The sequence below is a fragment of the Nonomuraea sp. NPDC047897 genome (assembly GCF_043204415.1).
GTDB lineage: Bacteria > Actinomycetota > Actinomycetes > Streptosporangiales > Streptosporangiaceae > Nonomuraea.
In genome coordinates this window covers 467,488-487,496 of sequence record NZ_JBIDCC010000004.1, presented here as the reverse complement: position 1 = coordinate 487,496, position 20,009 = coordinate 467,488, and the positions used below count along the sequence as shown (strand labels likewise).

The window sequence follows — 20,009 nt, the reverse complement described above, 5'->3', positions numbered from 1 at the left end:
GTTGAGTCGAGTAGGCTCAAGACGTTTGACAAAGACACCCGTCATTCGTACCTTGAGTCTGACCGACTCAACTTTGACTACAAGGACGTACTCATGGCACGTGCGGTAGGTATCGACCTGGGGACGACCAACTCCGTCGTCTCGATCCTCGAGGGCGGTGAGCCCACCGTCATCGCCAACGCGCAGGGCTCGCGGACCACGCCGTCCGTGGTCGCCTTCGCGAAGAACGGCGAGGTCCTCGTCGGTGAGGTCGCCAAGCGGCAGGCCGTCACCAACGTGGACCGCACGATCCGCTCGGTCAAGCGGGAGATAGGCACCACCTGGTCCAAGGAGATCGACGGCAAGAAGTTCTCTCCGCAGCAGATCAGCGCCTTCGTCCTGCAGAAGCTCAAGCAGGACGCCGAGGCCTACCTGGGCGAGAAGATCACCGACGCCGTGATCACCGTCCCGGCCTACTTCAACGACGCCCAGCGCCAGGCCACCAAGGAGGCCGGCACCATCGCGGGCCTCAACGTGCTGCGCATCATCAACGAGCCGACCGCGGCCGCCCTGGCCTACGGCCTCGACAAGGAGGAGGACCAGACCATCCTGGTCTTCGACCTCGGCGGCGGCACCTTCGACGTGTCCCTGCTCGACGTCGGCCAGGAGGACGGTCACGGCTTCGTCGAGGTCAAGGCCACGTCCGGCGACAACCACCTCGGCGGCGACGACTGGGACCAGCGCGTCGTGGACGAGCTGGTCAACAGGTTCAAGAACGCCCACGGCGTCGACCTGGCCAAGGACAAGATGGCCCTCCAGCGCCTGCGCGAGGCGGCCGAGAAGGCCAAGATCGAGCTGTCCAGCCAGTCCGAGACGACGATCAACCTGCCCTACATCACGGCCTCGGCCGAGGGCCCGCTGCACCTCGACGAGAAGCTGACCCGCGCCGAGTTCCAGCGGCTCACCGCCGACCTGCTCGAGCGGACCAAGGGCCCGTTCCACCAGGTCATCAAGGACGCCGGCATCAAGGTCGCCGACATCGCCCACGTGGTGCTCGTCGGCGGCTCGACCCGCATGCCCGCCGTGTCCGAGCTGGTCAAGGAGCTGACCGGCGGCAAGGAGCCCAACAAGGGCGTCAACCCCGACGAGGTCGTCGCCATCGGCGCCGCCCTGCAGGCCGGCGTGCTCAAGGGCGAGGTCAAGGACGTCCTGCTGCTCGACGTGACCCCGCTGTCGCTGGGCATCGAGACCAAGGGCGGCATCTTCACCAAGATCATCGAGCGCAACACGACAATCCCGACGAAGCGCTCGGAGGTCTTCACCACGGCCGAGGACAACCAGCCGTCGGTGCAGATCCAGGTCTTCCAGGGCGAGCGCGAGATCGCCTCCTACAACAAGAAGCTCGCCACGTTCGAGCTGACCGGCATCGCCCCGGCGCCGCGCGGCATCCCGCAGATCGAGGTCACCTTCGACATCGACGCCAACGGCATCGTCAACGTCTCCGCCAAGGACCTGGGCACGGGCAAGGAGCAGACGATGACGATCACCGGCGGCTCCGCGCTGCCGAAGGACGACATCGAGCGCATGATGCGCGAGGCCGAGTCCTACGCCGAGGAGGACAAGAAGCGCCGCGAGGAGGCCGAGGTCCGCAACAACGCCGACGGGCTCGCCTACCAGACGGAGAAGTTCCTCCGCGAGAACGACGACAAGGTCCCCGGCGAGATCAAGACCGAGGTCAACGACGCGCTGGCCGAGCTGAAGAAGGCACTGGAGGGCACGGACACCGACGCGATCCGCACCTCCGCCGAGAAGCTCGCCACGGTCAGCCAGAAGATGGGCTCGGCGATCTACGCCCAGAGCCAGCAGTCCCCCGGCGAGGGCGCCCCGCAGGACGCCGCGCCCGGTGAGGGCGCCCAGGCGAAGGCCGACGACGACGTCGTCGAGGCCGAGATCGTGGACGACGAGCCGAAGAAGGACAAGTGATGCCGCCGCGTGACAACGGACACGAGCACAGCGAGCCGGTGATCCGCGACAACCGCAAGATCGACCCCGAGACGGGCCGGGCCCGGGTCAGCTCGGACGGCAAGCCCGAGCAGCCCGCCGAGGCGCCGGCCGACGGCGCGGCCGCCGGGGCCGGGGCCGGCACGACCGGCGAGGACGCCGAGCTGCAGGCCCAGCTCGCCGAGCGGACCGCCGACCTGCAGCGTCTCCAGGCCGAATACACCAACTACCGCAGGCGGGTCGAGCGTGACCGCGTCGCGATGCGCGAGCAGGCCGTCGCCGGCGCGCTGACGGAGCTGCTGCCGGTGCTCGACGACATCGGCAGGGCCCGCGACCACGGCGAGCTCACCGGCGGCTTCGCGAAGGTGGCGGAGTCGCTGGAGGCGGCGGTCACCAAGCTGGGCCTCAGCCCGTTCGGGCAGAAGGGCGAGCCCTTCGACCCGACCGTCCACGAGGCGCTGATGCACAGCTACTCGCCGGACGTGACGGAGCCGACCGCGGTCGAGGTGCTGCAGCTCGGTTATCGCATGGGTGACCGGGTGCTGCGCCCGGCTCGGGTGGCCGTGGCCGAGCCCGACGACGCCCCCCCGGCGTCCGCAGACGACGACAACTGACCAAGAGGACGAAGGGCCATAGATGAGCACCAAGGACTACCTGGAGAAGGATTACTACGCCGTCCTTGGTGTGCCCAAGACCGCCACCGCCGACGAGATCAAGAAGGCCTACCGGAAGCTGGCCAGGCAGTACCACCCCGACACCAACCAGGGCGACACGGCCAAGGAGACCAAGTTCAAGGAGGTCTCCGAAGCCTACGACGTCCTGTCCGACGGCAAGCGCCGCAAGGAGTACGACGAGGCGCGCACGCTGTTCGGGTCGGGGATGGGCGGCCAGCGTCCCGGCGGTGGCGGGTTCCCGTTCGACTTCGGCGACCTGTTCGGCGGCACGGCCGGCCAGCCGGGCGGCGCCGGGGCCGGCGACCGTCTCGGCGACCTGTTCGGCGGGCTGTTCAACCGTGGGGGCGGCACGACCCGCACCACGACCAGGACCACCAGGCCACGCCGCGGCCAGGACGTCGAGTCGGAGGTCACGCTCACGTTCACCGAGGCGGCCGAGGGCACCACGGTGTCGCTCCGGCTGACCAGCTCGGCCGCCTGTACGGCGTGCAGCGGCACGGGAGCCAAGGCGGGCACGACCCCACGGGTCTGTCCGACCTGCGAGGGCACCGGAGCGGCCAGCCGCAACCTCGGCAACTTCGCCTTCTCCGAGCCCTGCCGCGACTGCAAGGGCCGCGGTCTGCTCGTGGACGACCCCTGCCAGGTGTGCGAGGGCAGCGGCCGGGCCAAGAGCACGCGCACCATCCAGGCGCGCATCCCCGCGGGGGTGGCCGACGGCCAGCGGGTCAAGCTCAAGGGCAAGGGCGCGCCGGGCGAGAACGGCGGGCCCGCGGGTGACCTCTACATCCAGACCCACGTCAAACCGCACGCGGTGTTCGGTCGGAGCGGCGACCACCTGACGATCACCGTGCCGGTGACGTTCTCGGAGGCCGCGCTCGGCGCCGAGATCAAGGTGCCGACCCTGAAGGGCATGCCGGTCACCCTGCGCATCCCCGCGGGCACGCCCAACGGCCGCACCTTCCGGGTGCGCGGCCGCGGCGCCACCCGCAAGGACGGCACCAAGGGCGACCTGCTCGCCACCATCGAGGTGCTGGTGCCCAAGACGCTCGACGACAAGTCACGCGACCTCCTGACGGAGTTCGCCACCGCTGCCGCGGGCGACGACCCGCGGGCTGATCTCATTCAGAGAGCCAGAAGCGAGTAGCCGATGGACGCCAACTATTTCGACCTGTCCGACGACACTCCCGTCTATGTGATCTCGGTGGCCGCCCAGCTTTCGGGCCTGCATCCGCAGACGCTGCGGCAGTACGACCGGCTGGGGCTGGTGTGCCCGGGTCGCACGGCCGGGCGCGGCCGTCTCTATTCGACACGTGACATCGTCCAGCTGCGCGAGGTGCAGCGCCTGTCCCAGGAGGAAGGCATCAACCTCGCCGGCATCAAGCGGATCCTGGAGCTGGAGAACGAAGCTCTGCGGCTGCGTGAGGAGGTTCACCGGCTGCGCGCCGAGATGCAGATGGTCAAGGCGCTGATCCGCTACGAGCTGCCACCGGGGGCCTAGAACAGATGGACTACAAGCTCACTCAGAAGAGCCAGGAAGCGCTCTCCGGGGCCATGCGGCGCGCCGCCGCCGAAGGCCACCCGGAGATCGCGCCGGCGCACCTGCTGACGACGCTGCTCAGCCAGACGGGCGGCACCGCCGTCCCGCTGCTGGAGGCCGTGGGCGGCGACTGGAAGGCGCTGCGCGCCAGGGCGGAGGAGCTGCTCGCCGCCCTGCCCAAGGCGCAGGGCTCGACCGTCAGCGCGCCGTCGAGCTCGCGACAGCTCCTGACCGTCATCAACACCGCCGCCCAGCGCGCCAAGCGCCTGGAGGACGAGTACGTCTCCACCGAGCATCTGCTCGTGGGCCTGGCCACCGACGGCGGCCAGGTGGCCGAGCTGCTCAAGGCGCAGGGGGCGACGCCGCAGGCACTGCTGGACGCGTTCGAGAAGGTGCGCGGCCACGCCCGCGTCACCAGCGAGACGCCCGAGGACACCTACCAGGCGCTGGAGAAGTACGGCGTCGACCTCACCGAGCGGGCCCGCGGCGGCCGGCTCGACCCGGTCATCGGCCGCGACTCCGAGATCCGCCGGGTCGTGCAGGTCCTGTCCAGGCGCACCAAGAACAACCCGGTGCTGATCGGCGAGCCCGGCGTCGGCAAGACCGCCGTGGTCGAGGGCCTGGCCCAGCGGATCGTGGCCGGTGACGTGCCCGAGTCGCTGCGGGGCAAGCGGCTCATCTCACTCGACCTGGGCGCGATGGTGGCCGGCGCGAAATACCGCGGCGAGTTCGAGGAGCGGCTGAAGGCCGTCCTGTCCGAGATCAAGGAGAGCAACGGGCAGATCGTCACCTTCATCGACGAGCTGCACACGGTCGTCGGCGCCGGGGCCGCCGAGGGCGCGATGGACGCGGGCAACATGCTCAAGCCCATGCTGGCCCGCGGCGAGCTGCGCATGATCGGCGCCACGACGCTCGACGAGTACCGCGAGCGCATCGAGAAGGACCCGGCGCTGGAGCGGCGCTTCCAGCAGGTGTACGTGGGCGAGCCGACCGTCGAGGACACGATCGCGATCCTGCGCGGGCTCAAGGGCCGCTACGAGGCCCACCACCAGGTGCAGATCGCCGACAGCGCGCTCGTCGCCGCCGCCGCGCTGTCCGACCGCTACATCACCAGCAGGTTCCTCCCGGACAAGGCCATTGACCTGGTCGACGAGGCCGCCTCCCGGCTGCGTATGGAGATCGACTCCCGTCCCGTGGAGATCGACCAGCTCCAGCGCAACGTCGACCGGATGAAGATGGAGGAGCTGGCGCTGTCCAAGGAGACCGACGAGGCCTCCGTCCAGCGGCTCGAACGGCTCCGCAAGGAGCTGGCCGACCGCCAGGAGGAGCTCAACGCCCTCGTCGGCCGCTGGGAGCGCGAGAAGGCCGGGCTGAACAAGGTCGGCGAGCTGAAGAAGCAGCTCGACGAGGCGCGCGGCGCGGCCGAGCGGGCCCAGCGCGACGGCGACTTCGAGGCGGCGTCGCGGCTCATGTACGCCGAGGTGCCCCGGCTGGAGCAGGCCCTGCTGGAGGCGTCCGAGGCCGCCCAGCCCGAGGACGCCATGGTCAAGGAGGAGGTCGGCCCCGACGACATCGCCGAGGTCATCTCGTCCTGGACCGGCATCCCGGCCGGCCGCCTGATGGAGGCAGAGACGGCCAAGCTGCTGCGCATGGAGGACGAGCTGGGGCGGCGGCTCATCGGGCAGCGGCAGGCCGTACAGGCCGTGTCCGACGCCGTACGGCGCAGCCGGGCCGGCATCGCCGACCCCGACCGGCCGACGGGCTCGTTCATGTTCCTCGGGCCCACCGGTGTCGGCAAGACCGAGCTGGCCAAGGCGCTGGCGGAGTTCCTGTTCGACGACGAGCGGGCGATGACCCGCATCGACATGAGCGAGTACTCCGAGAAGCACAGCGTCGCCCGGCTGGTCGGCGCGCCTCCCGGCTACGTCGGCTACGAGGAGGGCGGCCAGCTCACCGAGGCCGTGCGGCGCCGGCCCTACACGGTGGTGCTGCTGGACGAGGTGGAGAAGGCGCATCCCGAGGTCTTCGACATCCTGCTGCAGGTGCTCGACGACGGGCGGCTGACCGACGGCCAGGGCCGCACGGTCGACTTCCGCAACACGATCCTGATCCTCACCTCCAACATCGGCTCGCAGTTCCTGGTCGATCCGACGCTGGAGAACGACGCCAAGCGCGAGGCCGTCATGAGCGCGGTCCGGGGCTCGTTCAAGCCCGAGTTCCTCAACCGGCTCGACGACGTGATCCTGTTCGACGCGCTCGGCTCGGAGGAGCTGACGCGGATCGTCGACCTGCAGGTCGATCGGCTCGCCCGGCGGCTGGCCGACCGCAGGCTGACCCTGGAGGTCACCCCGGCGGCCCGCGAGTGGCTGGCGCTGACGGGTTACGACCCGCTGTACGGCGCCCGCCCGCTGCGCCGGCTGGTGCAGTCGGCGATCGGCGACAAGCTGGCCAAGGCGGTGCTGTCCGGCGAGGTCGTCGACGGTGACCAGGTCAAGGTCGATCTCGGTGACGACGAGCTGACCATCCAGCGCGCCTGACGCCCGGCGATGGAAGCCCGGCGGCCTTTCGGCCACCGGGCTTCCGATTGTCGGTAAGGACTGCCCCAGCCTTCGGGCAAGCAGCCGTCCGCCCGTCGCCCTCCTGACTAGCTTGGCGCTTCATCGGATCGCCGAAGCACGATCAGGGGGACGTGAAGTGTCATCTCGGAACATCATTGCGGTGGCCGCTCTGACCGCGGGGGTGAGCTGGCCGGGAGTGGGCCCGGTGACCGCCGACTCGTGCCGGCCGGCGTCCGTCGACTCCGTCGCCGCGTCGGCCTGCGACGAGCTCACCCGCGCCGTCGGCGAGGGACGGCTCGACGACGACGAGGAGCTGGGCAGGCTCGTCACGCGGACCGCCCAGCGCCTCGGCCTGACGGGCCTGAACGACCGAGCCCTGGACGGATCGGCTCCGACGGACGGCGCCATCGCGGGGAGCGCCGCCCGGGACCACGAGGACGGCGGCGAGGGCCGTGAAGGTGGCAGAGGCGAGCAAGGCGGCAAGGGCGAGCAGGGCGGCAAGGGCGTGGGGAAAGGCAAGGGGAAGGGCAAGGGGCGCGGCGAGGGAGGGCCGGCCGTCGACTCGCACGTGCCGGAGCGGCCGGCCGTCCCCACGCCCGGGGGCCTGCCCGGCGTACCCGCGGTGAATCCGGCGCCCGACCTGCCCGGTCTGCCCGTGCTGCCCGTCGCGCCCAGCGGCATGTCGTCCGCCGGCGCGCCGTCGACGAGCGAGGCCGCGTCCGCGCGCCGTCCGGTCGACCCGGACCGTCAGCGGACCGCCCCGAGGACCCACCAGAAGGGCGAGACTCTCCCGGACCTGCCGAGCGTGCCGGGACTGCCACAGCCGCCGGCCCTGAACCCGGCCGGCGGCGTGCTGCCCGGCCTGGGCCTCGACTGACCGCGACCGCCCTCCCGGGCAAGAGCCTCGGGCAAGACGCCTCGGGCAAGACGCCTCGGGCAAGACGCCTCGGGTAAGCAGGCCTCGGGTAAGCAGGCCTTGGGTAAGCAGAGTGTCCCCTCCTCGGCAGGCCATCGGGACAACCCGAAACCACGCGGCAGACCGTCCCGGGCACCGGAACCACACGATCGGCGGCCCGGGACAGCCCGCAGCGGGCCGCGCCCCTCACGGTCGCGGCCCTGTCGCGCCGGCGCTCAGGACACCAGCGCGTCGAGCTCGTCCTCCGGCAGCCCGAGATCGACCCTGATGCGGTAGCGGGTGCGCAGCAGCGCCTCGTGCTCGGGGTCGTCCTCGTCGCTGGCCAGCACGGCCTGCGTCACCCATTCGAGTCCGGCGTGCAGGTCGCCGTAGGCGACGAGGGTCTCGGCGATCGTGTGGGCGGTCGCCGTGGTGACGCCGCCCTCCGCTCTGAGTGTCTCGATGACCTCCCTGGCCTCGTCGGACCGGTCCAGCTCGAACAGCGTGTCGGCGATTCCGGCACGCGGGTCGACGATCGACTCGCCACCGTCCTCCACCGCGCGCTGGAAGCACTCCAGCGCCCGCGCGGGCTGCCCCGCCGCTCGCCACTCCTCGGCCGCCAGGACCAGGATCGACGCCCTGGAGACGTCGCCCGAGGAATAGCCCAGCGCGACGTCGTACAGCCGCTGGGCCAAGGAGCCGTGGTCGTCGGCCAGCAGGGCCTGCTCAAGCAGGCGATCAAGGTGCTCACGGGTCACATGCGCCACACCGCGAGACTACCGAGCCCTTTGCCGGTTTGCCCCGGCAATGCGCATCGCCGATCGGCCACGACTTCACCACCGTCAGGTCAAAGGATGGCGGCGATCGGCGTGTCGGCACGGCCCCCGGGCATAACTGCCGTCGCGCGCCGCGAGTCGAGGGGGCCGTCATGGGCATGTCCAAGCAGATGACCTTCGTCTTGGGATGCGCCCTCGTGCTCTCCGCGGTGATCCCGGGCGCGTCCGGCTATCTGTCGGCCAGGCTGGAGGCCGTCGAGGCGGCCGAGCGCAACCTGCGCGCGGTCGAGGCGCGGCTGACCGCGCGGATGGTCCGCGAGGACACCCGGCCCGTGTCGTTCCCCGCGCCCTGTGTGGGCGGCCCCGCCTCCGTCGCCGACAGGCGGCACTCCCCCCGCTAGCCGCGCCCCGCGCCCGCCCGCCGGAACGGCCGCCGAGGAGCGCCGCTCAGGAGCGCCGGGTCACGAGGAGCCCGGTCACGAGGAGCCCGGTCACGACCGGTCAGGAGGGGCCGGGGGACCAGGCGCGGAGCTGCCGCGACAGGAAGCCGCGGATGAGTTTCTTGGCCGCGTCGATGATCTCCGGCTCGCCCTCGGGGTGCCGCCGGAAGGCCAGCTTCAGCACGGCGTCGCCGGCCTCGACCGCGACCAGCATGGCCACGTCGAGTTCGTGGCTGTCGGCCAGCCCGAACTCCTTGAGCAGCAGCCCGCGCAGCCGCCCGGCGATGACCGTGTTGTTGTCGGAGGCGGAGTCGAGCAGGTTGAGGTCGACGACGTCGCCGAAGTGGAGGCTCTTGAACCCGGGAACGGTCCGGTGCATGTCCACGTACTCGTCGATGATCGCGTCGACGGCCTCCCACCAGCCGCGGTAGTCCTCCTCGATGAAGCGGTGGCCCACCCGGGAGACGAACTGCTCGACGTTGCGCCGGGTCAGCTCCTGGGTGATGGCCCGCTTGTCGGGGAAGAACTGGTAGACCGATCCGATGGCGACGCCGGCGCGTTCGGCGATGCGGGTGGTGGACAGGGCCTCGTAGCCCATCTCGTCGAGCAGCGCCGCGCAGGCGTCGAGCATCCGCTGGACCCGGCGCGCGCTGCGGCGCTGGGTGGGCCGGCGCCGCAGCGACGGCGGGCTGGCGCAGTCATCAGTCTGGGGGGTCGGCACGTCCTCATCTTCTCCTGAAGCGGCCGACCGTCACCCGTCGATTACACATTTCTGACGGCGGCGGACAGCCGCGCGAAGCCGCGCATGGCTCCGGGGAGGGCCCGGGACAGCGCGTAGCCGAGCTTCGCCTCGGTGTTGACGGGGACGACGGCCTGGTTGCGGCGCACGGCGCGCAGGATGTGGGCCGCGACGCGCTCGGGCGGGTAGCCGCGCAGTTCGGCTCCCGCTTCGGCGAGTTCACGCAGGTCGGGGCCGACGTAGGTGGCGTTGCGGGCGATGGCCGTGGACACGAAGCCGGGACAGATCACGCTCACGCCGATGCCGTCGGCGGCCAGCTCGGCCCGCAGGCACTCGCTGAGCGTCTTCACCGCCGACTTCGCCGCCGAGTAGGCGGGCAGCACGACCGTCGGAGCGAACGCGGCCATGGAGGCGATGTTGACGATGTGGCCTCCCTCGCCGCGTTCGACCTGCTGGGCGGCGAACAGCCGGCAGCCGTGGACGACGCCCCACAGGTTGACGTCGAGGGTCCTGCGCCAGTCGTCGAGCGAGTGGTCGAGGAAGGGGCCGCTGACGATGACGCCGGCGTTGTTGACCACGATGTCGGGCACGCCGTACCGGGCGCGTACGTCCTCGGCGAAGGATTCCATCGCGGCGGCGTCGGCCACGTCGACCGGCATGGCGTGCGCCGTGCCCGCCAGGCCCTGGGTGATGCCGTCGGCGGTCCGCGCGGCGGCGGCCGCGTCGATGTCGGCGCAGACGATCTCGGCCCCGTGGGCGGCGAACGCCCGCGCGGTGGCCCGCCCGATGCCGCTGCCCGCGCCGGTGACGACCACCAGCCGGTCGCCGAACGCGCCGCGTCCCGGCACGACGCGGGAGCGGCGCAGGCTGCCGCCGGCCTCGCCGCCGTCCACGTGGCCGGCGAACTCGGCGATCATCCTGGCGACCACGTCGGGCCGGCCGCGGTGCGCCCAGTGGCCTGCGACGATCCGGCGGTGCCAGCACCGGGACGCCCATCGAGTGATCGAGGCGAGCAGCGCCGGGGTGACGAACGAGTCGCGGGTGGCCTCGATGAGCTGCACCGGCACGTCCACGCGGGGGTCGCGGGGGCGGCGGCCCACGCTGTTGCACCGGTAGAGCCACAGCCCGTTGGCGGCGTCCTTCGGCAGGGTGGCGGCGGGGTGGCCGGGCCGGGGCTCGATCCCGTCGCGGAGCCGCATGGTCCGCTCCAGCATCGCGGGCACGAACGTCCGCCAGGCCAGCTCGGGCAGCACCGGGAGCTGGAAGGCGCCGATGTACCAGGACCGGGCGCCCTGGGCGGCGACCTCGGCGGGCCTGCCGTGCCGCAGGAAGAGCGCCGTCTGGTCGAGCCCGGGCCCGCCCAGGCTGGTGAAGGAGGCGACGCGTTCGCGGATGCCGGGCCTGGTCACCGCGTCCCAGCCCTGCAGCGAACCCCAGTCGTGGCCGACCAGGTGGACGGCGGGCTTGCCGATCTCGTCGAGCACGGCCGAGAGGTCGGCGGCCAGGTGGTCCAGGTCGTAGTGCCGGTGGTCGGCCGGCGCGCTGGAGTCGCCCGCGCCGCGCACGTCGTAGCGGACCACGTGGAAGCGGTCGCGCAGCCGTTCGGCGACCTCGTCCCAGACCTGGTGGGTGTCGGGGTAGCCGTGCAGGAGCAGGACCGTCGGCCGGTCGGGGTCGCCCTCCTCGACGACTGCCAGCCGTACGTCACCGGACTCGATCCACCGCATCGCGACCCCCCCTTGCCGGACGCACGCCCCCCTTTCCGAACATAACCGGTCAGGGCCGGGTGGACAGGCCGGTGCAGGAGCGCAGCGCCTTCCAGTCGGCGACCGCCTGGGTGCGGGCCGAGCCGGTCATGGGGATCGGGAGGCCGCCCTGGATGGTGGCGGGGGTCCACGTGTCCTTGAGCACCTTGCGGCCGTTGAGGGTGAGCGTGAGCACGCCGGTACGCCCGGTGGTGGCGGGGTTGGAGTTGTAGAAGACGAAGTTGCCGAGGCCGTAGCTGACGTAGGCGTTGCCGAGGTAGCCGGCGCCGAGCAGGATGTGCGCGTGCCCGCCGACGACCACGTCGGCGCCCGCCTTGACGAGCTTGGGGGCGAGGGAGAGCTGCGCCTGGTTGGGGCACTTCTGCATCTCGGTGCCCCAGTGCAAGTGCACGATCACGGTGTCGGACCGCTTGCGCGCCTCCCGTACGGCCCGTAGCAGGCGCGGCTCGTCCTTGGCGGAGGCCAGCCCGCCCTTGTCGGGCGTCGCGGTCCAGGCGGAGATGAGGTGGTCGTCGAGCACCTGGGTGGCCCCGATGATCGACACCCGGTTGCCGTTGACCACCGTGCGGAACGGCCGGTACGCCTCGGTGTCGTTGTCGCCGATACCCACCACGGGGTACCGCGACCGTTTGACGGCGGCCAGCGAGTCGGCCAGGCCGGTTTCCATGTAGTCCATGCCGTGGTTGTTGGCCATCGACACCACGTCCACTCCGGCGGCCTTGAGCGCGGTAAGGGCGCTGGCCGGCGCCCGGAAGGTGAACTGCTTGCCGGGCGCCGGGGTGCCGCCGGTGGTGATGGCGGTCTCCAGGTTGACCATCGCGAGGTCGGCGTCGCGCAGCACACCGGCGATCGGCCCGAGGGCGGTGCGCGGGCTGTTCAGCCGCGCCCGCAGCATCCCTTCGAAATGCACGTCGCCGCCGAACGCGATCGTGAACGGCTTGCGTACCCGCGAGGGTTTGGGGCTGGGTGACGGGCTGTCGGCGGCGGCCGTCTCGGCACGGCGCTCGGGGGTCTCTGACTCGGCAGCGGAGCACGCGGTGAGCGCGGCGGCGAGAGCCACAGCCGCGGCGGCAGGGGGGAGTCTCATGTGTCGCCACTTCTGCTGGATCCGTTGGGTCAAGGATCGAGCATGCCATGCGGCCCGGGGTCACACCGAGGTCAGGTGCCGGTAAGCAGCCGGTCGATCGCTTCGCGGGTGGCGTCGTCCATGGGCGTGTAGATCACCATGCGGGTCTCGGGGGCGGGCGAGTGGAGGACCGTGGTGACGAACCGCATGGCGCCGACCCGCGGGTGCCGCATGAGCTTCTCGCGCGGGCCTGGCTCGGCCACGTCCTGCCGGGCCCACAGCCGGGCGAAGTCCGGGCTCACCGCGCACAGCCGGGTGACGAAGCCCTGCCAGCACGGGTCGTCGGAGTGGCGGCTGTAGGCGCCGCGGAACACCGCGACCACGCCGGGCAGTTCCTGCTCGCGGTTGACCAGCATGGCCGACAGTTGGGAGGGCACGCAGCTCTGCCACAGGGTGTTGCGCTCCCCTTCGGGCGCCTCGACCACTTCGGGCGCCAGGGCGGCGTAGGCGGGGTTCCAGGCGAGCACGTCGCAGCGGCTGTTGGACAGGCAGGCCGGCATGGGGTCGAGCTTGTCGAGGATTCCCTGGACCTGTGGTGTCACCCGTACGGCGTCGCCGGCGGGCACTCCGGCGTTGTGGCCGGCCAGCCGGTAGAGGTGCTGCCACTCGGCGTTGTCGAGCCGGAGGGTGCGGGCGACGGCGTCGAGCACCTGGGTGCTGGCGTTGATCGGCCGTCCCTGCTCCAGCCACGTGTACCAGGTGACGCCCACTCCGGCGAGCTGGGCGACCTCCTCGCGGCGCAGGCCGGGCGTGCGCCGGCGCGGGCCGGGGGCCAGGTCGACCATTTCCGGGGTGATGCGTTCGCGCCTGGTGCGCAGGAACGCCGCCAGGTCGGCGCGCCTCACCTCTGTCACTGTCACGCCTCCACTGTCGCGGCTCCGGGCACGGATATCCAGGTAGCGTCAGTACCAGTATGCAGGGGCTCTCGTTACCGGTATCCAGGGTCCGGCACTGTAGAAGCATGACCCGTACCGCTGCCGCCCCTCCCCCTCTGGCCGCACGACCGGAGCGGAGCAGGGCCAGTGGTCTGCTCCTGGCGGTCATCCTCGTCGGTCAGTTCCTGGCCATCCTGAACGTCAACATCGTCAACGTGGCCACCCCCACGATCGAGGCCGACCTGCGGTCCTCGGGCGCCGGCCTGCAGATGATCGTCGCCGGTTACACCATCGTCTACGCGGTGCTGCTGATCACCGGAGCCCGGCTCGGCGACCTGTTCGGCTATCGCAACGCCTTCCTCGCCGGGCTGGGGCTGTTCACGCTGACCACGCTCGGGGCGGGGCTCGCCCCCTCGACCGGCTGGCTGGTGGCCTTCCGGCTCGCGCAGGGCGCGGGCGCCGCCCTGATGATGCCGCAGGTGCTCACCCTCATCCAGCACAACTACCAGGGCGCGGCCCGGGGCCGGGCGCTCGGCCTGTGGTCGGCCGTGGTGAGCGGCGGCATCGTGGTGGGCCAGGCGCTCGGCGGCGTCCTGCTCGGGTTCGGCGCGGGCTGGCGGATCGTCTTCCTGGTGCTGGTGCCGATCGGCGCGCTGCTGCTGGTGGCGGGGTTGCGCGTGCTGCCCGCCGACCGGGGCGGCGGCCGGGGCGGCCTGGACCCGGGCGGCCGGGGCGGCCTGGACCCGGGCGGCCTGGTGACGCTGGCGGCCGCCGTGCTGCTGCTGGTGGTGCCGCTGGTGCTGGGCCGGGAGTTGGGCTGGCCGCTGTGGGGATGGGTGTCGATGGCGTCTAGCGTGCCGATGTTCGCGGTGTTCGTCCGGATCGAGCGGTGGGTGACAGCCCGCGGCGGGCGGCCGCTGGTCGCGGCGGCGGTGCTGCGCGCGCCGGGCATGCGGCCGGGCCTCGCGGTGCTGCTGCTGGGGCCGGCCACGTGGGGCGCGTTCCTGTTCACCTCGGCGTTGCACCTGCAGGGCGAGTTGCGCCTGTCGCCGCTGGCCTCGGGCATGATGCTGGTGCCGTGCGCGCTGGCCTTCGCCGTGGTCGGGCTCCTCTGGCCGCGCCTGCCCGCCCGCCTGCAGCGCTCCCTGGTGCCCTACGGCTACGTGGTGGCCACGCCGGCGTACGTGGGGCTCGGCCTGGCGGCCGGGGGCGGCGTGCCGTACGCGGTGATGAGCGCGCTGATCGGCGCCGGGCTCGGCGTGCAGATCGCGGTGACGAACCTCGCCACCGCCCAGGTGGGCGAGGCGCACGCCGCCGACGCGAGCGGCGCGCTGCTCACCGTGATGCAGCTCGGCCAGGTCATCGGGGTGGCGACGGTCGGCACGCTGTTCATCTCGCTGCAGGGTCAGGGCGTCACGGCCGCCATGACGGCCGCCCTCGCCTGCGCGGCGCTCGCCGTCCTGGCCGGCGTCAGCTCTCTGTTCCTCGTACGGCGACGTTCCTCGTACGGCGACGCGCCCCAAGACCGGAATGGCAGCGTGACGGGAGGATCACGATGACGCCGTGTGCCATGATGTGCGGGTGATCACTGCTCGCCCGGCAGGGCGAGCGCACGCGAGGCTGTCACGAGCCTCTCGAACGGCCCTGAATGGTTGGCGCAACAACTGGCCAGGGCCGTTCTTCACTCCCTGCCGGCAAGCGCGCTCAGGTCGAATTCGCCGTCGCGAACCCCGGCTGTGAAGGCCTCCCACTCCGACGGCGTGAAGACCAGGACGGGACCGTCCTCGTCCTTGCTGTCCTTGAGCGCGACGTTGCCGTCGGCCAGCGGGGCGACTTCGACGCAGGCGGAGTTGCCGTTGCAGAAGCTGCTCCTGCGCCAGGTCGTGATCTTGGATCCGGTGTACATGTTCTCCCCATATGGGCGTAGGGCGCCATTGCCCTGTCGAGTCGTGCGTCCTAACCTCGCCACACCATCGCCTTGCGCTGGATCAGGACGCGTGACTCGTCCTCGTCGAGCGCTTCGGACGCGGTGTGGTCGAAGGCGGTCTCGTATCCGGCCACCCGTTCGAGGTCTTCGACGAAGTCACCCGCGTAGAGCTGTTCGAGGTACACGACGTCGTCGAAGTCCGAGAACTTGAGATGGACGAACGTCCCCGTGTTGACCGGATGGAGCGACTCCATGCTCAGCACGCGGACGCTGACATGCGGAAGCAGGGACATCTCCAGAAGATGCTCCATCTGCGCCCGCATCACCGACGGCTCGCCGAACTTGCGGTTGAGCACCGACTCGTCCAGCACGAAGCGGAGCTTGGGCGGATCCGGTCTGCGCAGGACCCGCTGCTGACGGTCCATGCGCGCCTCGACCCTGCTTCGGACACCGCTTTGGGTGATGCGCGCGATGCCCCGCGTGGCGAGGATGACTTCGCGCGCATAGCCTTCGGTCTGCAAGAGGCCCGGCACAAGCTGGGGTTCCCAATTGCGCAGGAATATCGCCTCGGCCTCCAGCCCGAGGAATCTGGTGTATTCCTCCGGCAGAGTCTCTTCGTAATCTTCCCACCAGCCGCGTTGATCCGCATCTCGCAACAGGCCGATGAGTTCGTCAAGCTTCGCCTCGTCGACCCGGTAGAGCTTGGCCAGGGCCTTGACGTCGTCGGCGCTGGGCATGGTCTTGGCCGCTTCGATGCGGGACACCTTGCTCGCTGACCAGCCGAGCTCGCCGGCGGCCCTGCCCCCGGTGAGCTTGCTGCGCTCGCGGAGGAGACGAAGCTCCTGGGCCAGCCTGAGCCTGCGGACAGTCGGGCTGCCCTGCTGCGATGGCACCGTCCCACGCTCCTCGTCGGGAAGGAAGGTGTAGCCGGGAAGGGTCGTTTCGGATGCCCGGGCGGGGGCCGTGTCGCTCAATCTTACACTGCAAGTTGCATGTGTAGTCGCGCCTCGGCCGCCGTTGCAGCGTGACACGATCGGCCGAATCGGGCAAGCCGATCGCGGCTTCCGAGATGCCGCGTGCAATTTGCAGAGCAAGACGACCAGCAAGGAACGAAGAAATGTAAATCTTCTCTTGCTCAAGGCCTTGCAGGGGAAAGGTTACGGAGAGACCATCAGGCTCAGGAGGCACCGATCAGCGAAGGAGGCCGGGATGACGACACGGCCGCACCGCACGGGCCTTCGGATCATGTTCGCGCGCGGCCACGCGGGCCGCCCCACCGGCAACGGCGCCGTCCCGGATACGAATCCCCGCCCCAGGGAGGCCGCTTGCCGGAAGGATCTCGCACTCGTCTGACACGAAGCCGCGACCGTCGCTCCGCCGGAGATCCCGGGGAGAGCGCACCGAAGAACCGGACCCAGGCCGCCGGCCGGTCACCGCGTCAGGGCTGCCACCCTGCGGCGACGTCGGTCGACCAGCCTGTGGTCCGGCTTGAGAAGCCACCTCGAGTAATGCCGCGAAAGGGGTCTTCCATGTACTCACAAGGTACCAAGGGACTCGGCCGAATCAAGTCCCGGATCCGGGAGCTCATCGCCTGGGCCGACCGCGAGATCTGCATGGAGCCGGACGAGTTCGCCTTCCGGCGCGGCTGGACCGTGTCCAGGGCCGGATTCGGCGCCCGCGTGTACCGGGATCCGCGCTTCGACCAGCTCCGCGTCGCGCCACCGGTGGCTGAGGAGGTGTCGTGAGATGGACCGCAACCCGCGCAACCAGATCTACCCGGCCGCCGACGACCTTCCGGCGGCCCGCCGGTCCGCCCCCTTGGCCCGCCTGTGGCGCTACCGCACCGAACTGCTGGCCCTCGCCGGGCTCCTCCTCCTCGCCGCCGCCCTGGCCGGGGCGGCGGGGCAGCGCCGGTGGATGCCGCTGATCCTGCTCAGTGCCGCGATCTCGGCACCCGCCGTCACCAGGAGCGGCCGGGGATGGGTGGTGGCGCACTTCTGGTGCGTGGTCTCCCGGCACCGCCTGCAGCGCACCTGCCTGGAGACGACGATGCACACCCGCGCCGGCCGGATCCCGCTGGTGCTGTGGATCACGTCGACCCGTACGGGCGAGAAGGCGCTCGTGCTGACCAGGGCCGGCATCTCGGCGGCTGAGTTCGAGGCGTACGCGGAGGAGATCGCCGCCGCCTGCTGGGCCAGGAGCGTCACCGTCCACCGGCACCGCAGGTGGGCTCAGCTGATCATCGTGGAGATCGTCCGGCGCGACGAGCTGCCGGGGGCGCTCTCACCCGGGCTGGAGCGCCTGTACGGCCGGCGCTCGTGGATCGCGCTCCGCTCGCGCGACCTGGAGGAGCCGCCCGATCCGCGCTCCACCGTGCCCGACCGGCGGATCCTGTCGCGGGTGGGCTGATCTCCGGGGGCGCGACCGCGCCACGTCCCCGGAGGAGCCCCGGAGACCGCGGGGGCTCCGGGGCTTCCCCCTGCGCCCGGCGCGAGCCAAGATGAGTTCAGATGACGAACTCAGGAGCCTCGATGCCTTCGACCGTCCACCGCACCTGCCCCCTGTGCGAGGCCGTCTGCGGCCTGACCCTCACCCTCGACGACGCCGGGCACGTCACCGGCGTCCGCGGAGACCGGGAGGACCCGTTCAGCAAGGGGTTCATCTGCCCCAAGGGCGCCAGCCTCGGGCGCCTGGACGAGGACCCCGACCGGTTGCGCCGGCCGCTGATCCGCGACGGCGAGCGGTGGCGGGAGGCCGGCTGGGAGGAGGCGTTCGCGGCGGTCGAGGTTGGCTTCGCACGGGTGGCCGAGACGCACGGCCGGCAGGCGCTCGGCGTCTACCTGGGCAACCCCAGCGCCCACACCATGGCCGGCGCCCTCTACGCCGGCCCGATGATCAAAGCGCTGGGCACCCGCAACGTCTTCTCCGCCAGCACCGCCGACCAGATGCCCAAGCACGTGGCCTGCGGGCTGATGTTCGGCCACCCGATGACCATCCCGGTGCCGGACCTCGACCGGACCGGCTACCTGCTCATGCTGGGCGCGAACCCCCTGGAGTCGAACGGCTCACTGTGCACCGCGCCCGACTTCCCCGGCCGGCTGCGGGCGCTCCGGGCGCGCGGCGGCCGGCTCGTCGTGGTCGATCCGCGGCGCACGCGGACGGCCGCGCTGGCCGACGAGCACGTGTTCGTCCGGCCGGGCGCCGACGCCTACCTGCTGTTCGGCCTGGTGCACACGGTGCTCGCCGAGGGCCTGGACCGGGTGTCGGTCGAGGTGGCCGGGCTCGACGAGGTGCGGGAGGCGGCCAAGCACTTCCCGCCCGACGTGGTGGCCCGCCGTACGGGCGTCCCGGAGGAGGTGATCGTGCGGCTGGCCAGGGAGCTGGCCGCGGCTCCGGCCGCGGCCGTGTACGCCAGGATCGGCACCTGCACGGCCGAGTTCGGCACGCTGGCGCAGTGGCTGGTCGACGTCCTGAACGTGCTGACCGGCAACCTCGACCGGCCGGGCGGCGCCATGTTCGCCAAGCCCGCCACCGAGTACGGCGGGCCGCGCCGGCCGTACACGGTGGGGCGGTGGGCGAGCCGGGTGCGCGGCCTGCCCGAGGTGAACGGCGAGCTGCCGGTGGCGACCCTGGCCGACGAGATCGAGACGCCGGGCGAGGGGCAGATCAGGCTGCTGCTGACCGTGGCGGGCAACCCGGTGCTGTCGGCGCCGCACGGGGCGCGGCTGGACCGGGCGTTCGCGGGGCTCGACTTCATGGTCAGCGTGGACCCGTACCTGAACGAGACCACCCGGCACGCGCACGTCATCCTGCCGCCGCCGCGGATGCTGCAGTCGGGCCACTTCGACTTCGCGCTGCAGGCCTTCGCCGTGCGCAACTTCGCGCGCTACTCGCGGCCGTCGCTGCCGCTCGGCGGGCGGCCGTCCGAGGCGGACATCCTCGCCCGCCTGGCCGGGATCGCCTCCGGGCTGGAGGGCGACCTGGACGCGTTCGTCATCGGGCAGATGCTGGCCAAGGCCGTCTCGACGCCCGGCTCCGGTGTCGAGGGCCGGGACGCCGACGACCTGCGGGCCGCGCTCGACGGGGAGACGGGCGCCGAGCGCAGGCTCGACCTGATGCTGCGGCTCGGCCCGTACGGCGAGTGGTCCGGCAAGGGCCGCCTGTCGCTGCGCACCCTGCTCGCCCACCCGCACGGTATGGACCTCGGACCGCTTGAGCCGCGCCTGGCCGAGGTGCTCCGGACCGCGTCGGGCGTCGTCGAGCTGGCCCCGGCACCGATCCTGCTGGACGTCGGGCGGCTGCGTGCCGGGCTGGAGGAGCCGCCGCCCGAGCTGGTCCTGATCGGGCGGCGCCACCTGCGTTCCAACAACAGCTGGCTGCACAACGTCGCGCCGCTGGTCGGCGGCAGCAACACCTGCACGCTGCAGATCAACCCGGCCGACGTGGCCAGGCTGGGGCTGGGCGGCGAGGCGGTCGTGCGCTCGGCGAAGGGCGAGCTGACCGTGCCGCTGGAGCCGACCGACGCCATCATGCCCGGCGTGGTCTCGCTGCCGCACGGCTGGGGGCACGCGGGCAGCTCGCAGGGGGTGGCCGCGGCGCACGCCGGGGTCAGCGCCAACGTGCTCACCGACGAGACGGCGATCGACGTCCCGTCGGGCAACGCGGTGTTCAACGGGGTTCCGGTGACCGTTCTGCCCACCTGAGTGATCATCGGAC

The 20,009-nt window shown here is 71.5% G+C and carries 18 protein-coding genes; 11 read left to right on the top strand and 7 right to left on the bottom strand.

Annotated features, from left to right (window positions below):
* Positions 1-93: 93 nt before the first annotated feature.
* The 6 genes from dnaK to ACGF0J_RS12320 all read left to right on the top strand — a co-directional run bounded on the left by dnaK (position 94) and on the right by ACGF0J_RS12320 (position 7,626).
* Positions 94-1,962 carry a molecular chaperone DnaK gene (dnaK, locus tag ACGF0J_RS12345; protein WP_393144845.1) on the top strand — a complete coding sequence of 623 codons (1,869 nt, stop codon included), beginning with the start codon at positions 94-96 and terminating at the stop codon, positions 1,960-1,962.
* Positions 1,962-2,594: a nucleotide exchange factor GrpE gene (gene grpE, locus ACGF0J_RS12340; RefSeq protein ID WP_393144843.1), complete on the top strand. Its 633-nt coding sequence runs from the start codon at positions 1,962-1,964 to the stop codon at positions 2,592-2,594. The genes dnaK and grpE overlap by 1 nt, the downstream gene beginning before the upstream one ends.
* 22 nt (positions 2,595-2,616) lie before the next feature.
* Positions 2,617-3,798 carry a molecular chaperone DnaJ gene (gene dnaJ / locus ACGF0J_RS12335; protein WP_393144841.1) on the top strand — a complete coding sequence of 394 codons (1,182 nt, stop codon included), beginning with the start codon at positions 2,617-2,619 and terminating at the stop codon, positions 3,796-3,798.
* A 3-nt stretch (positions 3,799-3,801) separates the two neighbouring features.
* Positions 3,802-4,152 carry a heat shock protein transcriptional repressor HspR gene (locus ACGF0J_RS12330; protein WP_101786457.1) on the top strand — a complete coding sequence of 117 codons (351 nt, stop codon included), beginning with the start codon at positions 3,802-3,804 and terminating at the stop codon, positions 4,150-4,152.
* Between the two features lie 5 nt (positions 4,153-4,157).
* Positions 4,158-6,728: an ATP-dependent chaperone ClpB gene (gene clpB, locus ACGF0J_RS12325; RefSeq protein WP_393144839.1), complete on the top strand. Its 2,571-nt coding sequence runs from the start codon at positions 4,158-4,160 to the stop codon at positions 6,726-6,728.
* Between the two features lie 181 nt (positions 6,729-6,909).
* Positions 6,910-7,626 carry a hypothetical protein gene (locus ACGF0J_RS12320; RefSeq protein ID WP_393144838.1) on the top strand — a complete coding sequence of 239 codons (717 nt, stop codon included), beginning with the start codon at positions 6,910-6,912 and terminating at the stop codon, positions 7,624-7,626.
* A 254-nt stretch (positions 7,627-7,880) separates the two neighbouring features.
* Here the strand turns inward: ACGF0J_RS12320 and ACGF0J_RS12315 are convergent, their stop codons facing one another.
* A complete protein-coding gene (locus tag ACGF0J_RS12315) occupies positions 7,881-8,411 on the bottom strand; it encodes a hypothetical protein (protein WP_393144836.1) in 531 nt (176 codons plus the stop codon).
* A gap of 161 nt (positions 8,412-8,572) precedes the next feature.
* Between ACGF0J_RS12315 and ACGF0J_RS12310 the strand changes: the two genes are divergently transcribed.
* Complete coding sequence (locus tag ACGF0J_RS12310; protein ID WP_393144834.1) at positions 8,573-8,821, top strand: hypothetical protein; 249 nt, start codon at positions 8,573-8,575, stop codon at positions 8,819-8,821.
* 100 nt (positions 8,822-8,921) lie between these two features.
* On the opposite strand, the gene ACGF0J_RS12305 is transcribed toward ACGF0J_RS12310, so the two are convergent.
* The 4 genes from ACGF0J_RS12305 to ACGF0J_RS12290 all read right to left on the bottom strand — a co-directional run bounded on the left by ACGF0J_RS12305 (position 8,922) and on the right by ACGF0J_RS12290 (position 13,351).
* A complete protein-coding gene (locus ACGF0J_RS12305) occupies positions 8,922-9,581 on the bottom strand; it encodes a TetR family transcriptional regulator (RefSeq protein ID WP_393144832.1) in 660 nt (219 codons plus the stop codon).
* A gap of 41 nt (positions 9,582-9,622) precedes the next feature.
* Complete coding sequence (locus ACGF0J_RS12300; protein WP_393144830.1) at positions 9,623-11,326, bottom strand: SDR family oxidoreductase; 1,704 nt, start codon at positions 11,324-11,326, stop codon at positions 9,623-9,625.
* 49 nt (positions 11,327-11,375) lie between these two features.
* Positions 11,376-12,452 (bottom strand): CapA family protein, encoded by a 1,077-nt coding sequence (locus tag ACGF0J_RS12295; protein ID WP_393144828.1) that lies wholly within the window; start codon positions 12,450-12,452, stop codon positions 11,376-11,378.
* 71 nt (positions 12,453-12,523) lie between these two features.
* Positions 12,524-13,351: a helix-turn-helix transcriptional regulator gene (locus ACGF0J_RS12290; RefSeq protein WP_393144826.1), complete on the bottom strand. Its 828-nt coding sequence runs from the start codon at positions 13,349-13,351 to the stop codon at positions 12,524-12,526.
* 101 nt (positions 13,352-13,452) lie between these two features.
* On the opposite strand from ACGF0J_RS12290, the gene ACGF0J_RS12285 reads away from it, so the two are divergent.
* On the top strand, positions 13,453-14,925 hold the full coding sequence (locus tag ACGF0J_RS12285) for an MFS transporter (protein WP_393144824.1): 1,473 nt from the start codon (positions 13,453-13,455) through the stop codon (positions 14,923-14,925).
* Between the two features lie 122 nt (positions 14,926-15,047).
* Here the strand turns inward: ACGF0J_RS12285 and ACGF0J_RS12280 are convergent, their stop codons facing one another.
* Both ACGF0J_RS12280 and ACGF0J_RS12275 read right to left on the bottom strand, forming a co-directional pair.
* A complete protein-coding gene (locus ACGF0J_RS12280) occupies positions 15,048-15,272 on the bottom strand; it encodes a DUF397 domain-containing protein (RefSeq protein ID WP_393144822.1) in 225 nt (74 codons plus the stop codon).
* Positions 15,273-15,322: 50 nt separating this feature from the next.
* Positions 15,323-16,267, bottom strand: a complete 945-nt coding sequence (locus ACGF0J_RS12275) for a helix-turn-helix domain-containing protein (RefSeq protein ID WP_393144820.1) — start codon at positions 16,265-16,267, stop codon at positions 15,323-15,325.
* A gap of 555 nt (positions 16,268-16,822) precedes the next feature.
* On the opposite strand from ACGF0J_RS12275, the gene ACGF0J_RS12270 reads away from it, so the two are divergent.
* The 3 genes from ACGF0J_RS12270 to ACGF0J_RS12260 all read left to right on the top strand — a co-directional run bounded on the left by ACGF0J_RS12270 (position 16,823) and on the right by ACGF0J_RS12260 (position 19,996).
* Positions 16,823-17,038, top strand: a complete 216-nt coding sequence (locus tag ACGF0J_RS12270) for a hypothetical protein (RefSeq protein ID WP_393144818.1) — start codon at positions 16,823-16,825, stop codon at positions 17,036-17,038.
* Between the two features lies 1 nt (position 17,039).
* Complete coding sequence (locus tag ACGF0J_RS12265; protein ID WP_393144816.1) at positions 17,040-17,702, top strand: hypothetical protein; 663 nt, start codon at positions 17,040-17,042, stop codon at positions 17,700-17,702.
* Positions 17,703-17,824: 122 nt separating this feature from the next.
* A complete protein-coding gene (locus ACGF0J_RS12260) occupies positions 17,825-19,996 on the top strand; it encodes a molybdopterin-dependent oxidoreductase (protein ID WP_393144814.1) in 2,172 nt (723 codons plus the stop codon).
* The last annotated feature ends 13 nt before the right edge of the window (positions 19,997-20,009 follow it).

What these genes read in the sequence shown, in the direction of transcription:
- dnaK (WP_393144845.1), top strand. Translation starts at nt 94, where the DNA reads ATGGCACGTGCGGTAGGTATCGACCTGGGGACGACCAACTCCGTCGTC.
- grpE (WP_393144843.1), top strand. Translation starts at nt 1,962, where the DNA reads ATGCCGCCGCGTGACAACGGACACGAGCACAGCGAGCCGGTGATCCGC.
- dnaJ (WP_393144841.1), top strand. Translation starts at nt 2,617, where the DNA reads ATGAGCACCAAGGACTACCTGGAGAAGGATTACTACGCCGTCCTTGGT.
- ACGF0J_RS12330 (WP_101786457.1), top strand. Translation starts at nt 3,802, where the DNA reads ATGGACGCCAACTATTTCGACCTGTCCGACGACACTCCCGTCTATGTG.
- clpB (WP_393144839.1), top strand. Translation starts at nt 4,158, where the DNA reads ATGGACTACAAGCTCACTCAGAAGAGCCAGGAAGCGCTCTCCGGGGCC.
- ACGF0J_RS12310 (WP_393144834.1), top strand. Translation starts at nt 8,573, where the DNA reads ATGGGCATGTCCAAGCAGATGACCTTCGTCTTGGGATGCGCCCTCGTG.
- ACGF0J_RS12300 (WP_393144830.1), bottom strand. Translation starts at nt 11,326, where the DNA reads ATGCGGTGGATCGAGTCCGGTGACGTACGGCTGGCAGTCGTCGAGGAG.
- ACGF0J_RS12295 (WP_393144828.1), bottom strand. Translation starts at nt 12,452, where the DNA reads ATGAGACTCCCCCCTGCCGCCGCGGCTGTGGCTCTCGCCGCCGCGCTC.
- ACGF0J_RS12285 (WP_393144824.1), top strand. Translation starts at nt 13,453, where the DNA reads ATGACCCGTACCGCTGCCGCCCCTCCCCCTCTGGCCGCACGACCGGAG.
- ACGF0J_RS12280 (WP_393144822.1), bottom strand. Translation starts at nt 15,272, where the DNA reads ATGTACACCGGATCCAAGATCACGACCTGGCGCAGGAGCAGCTTCTGC.
- ACGF0J_RS12270 (WP_393144818.1), top strand. Translation starts at nt 16,823, where the DNA reads ATGTACTCACAAGGTACCAAGGGACTCGGCCGAATCAAGTCCCGGATC.
- ACGF0J_RS12265 (WP_393144816.1), top strand. Translation starts at nt 17,040, where the DNA reads ATGGACCGCAACCCGCGCAACCAGATCTACCCGGCCGCCGACGACCTT.
- ACGF0J_RS12260 (WP_393144814.1), top strand. Translation starts at nt 17,825, where the DNA reads ATGCCTTCGACCGTCCACCGCACCTGCCCCCTGTGCGAGGCCGTCTGC.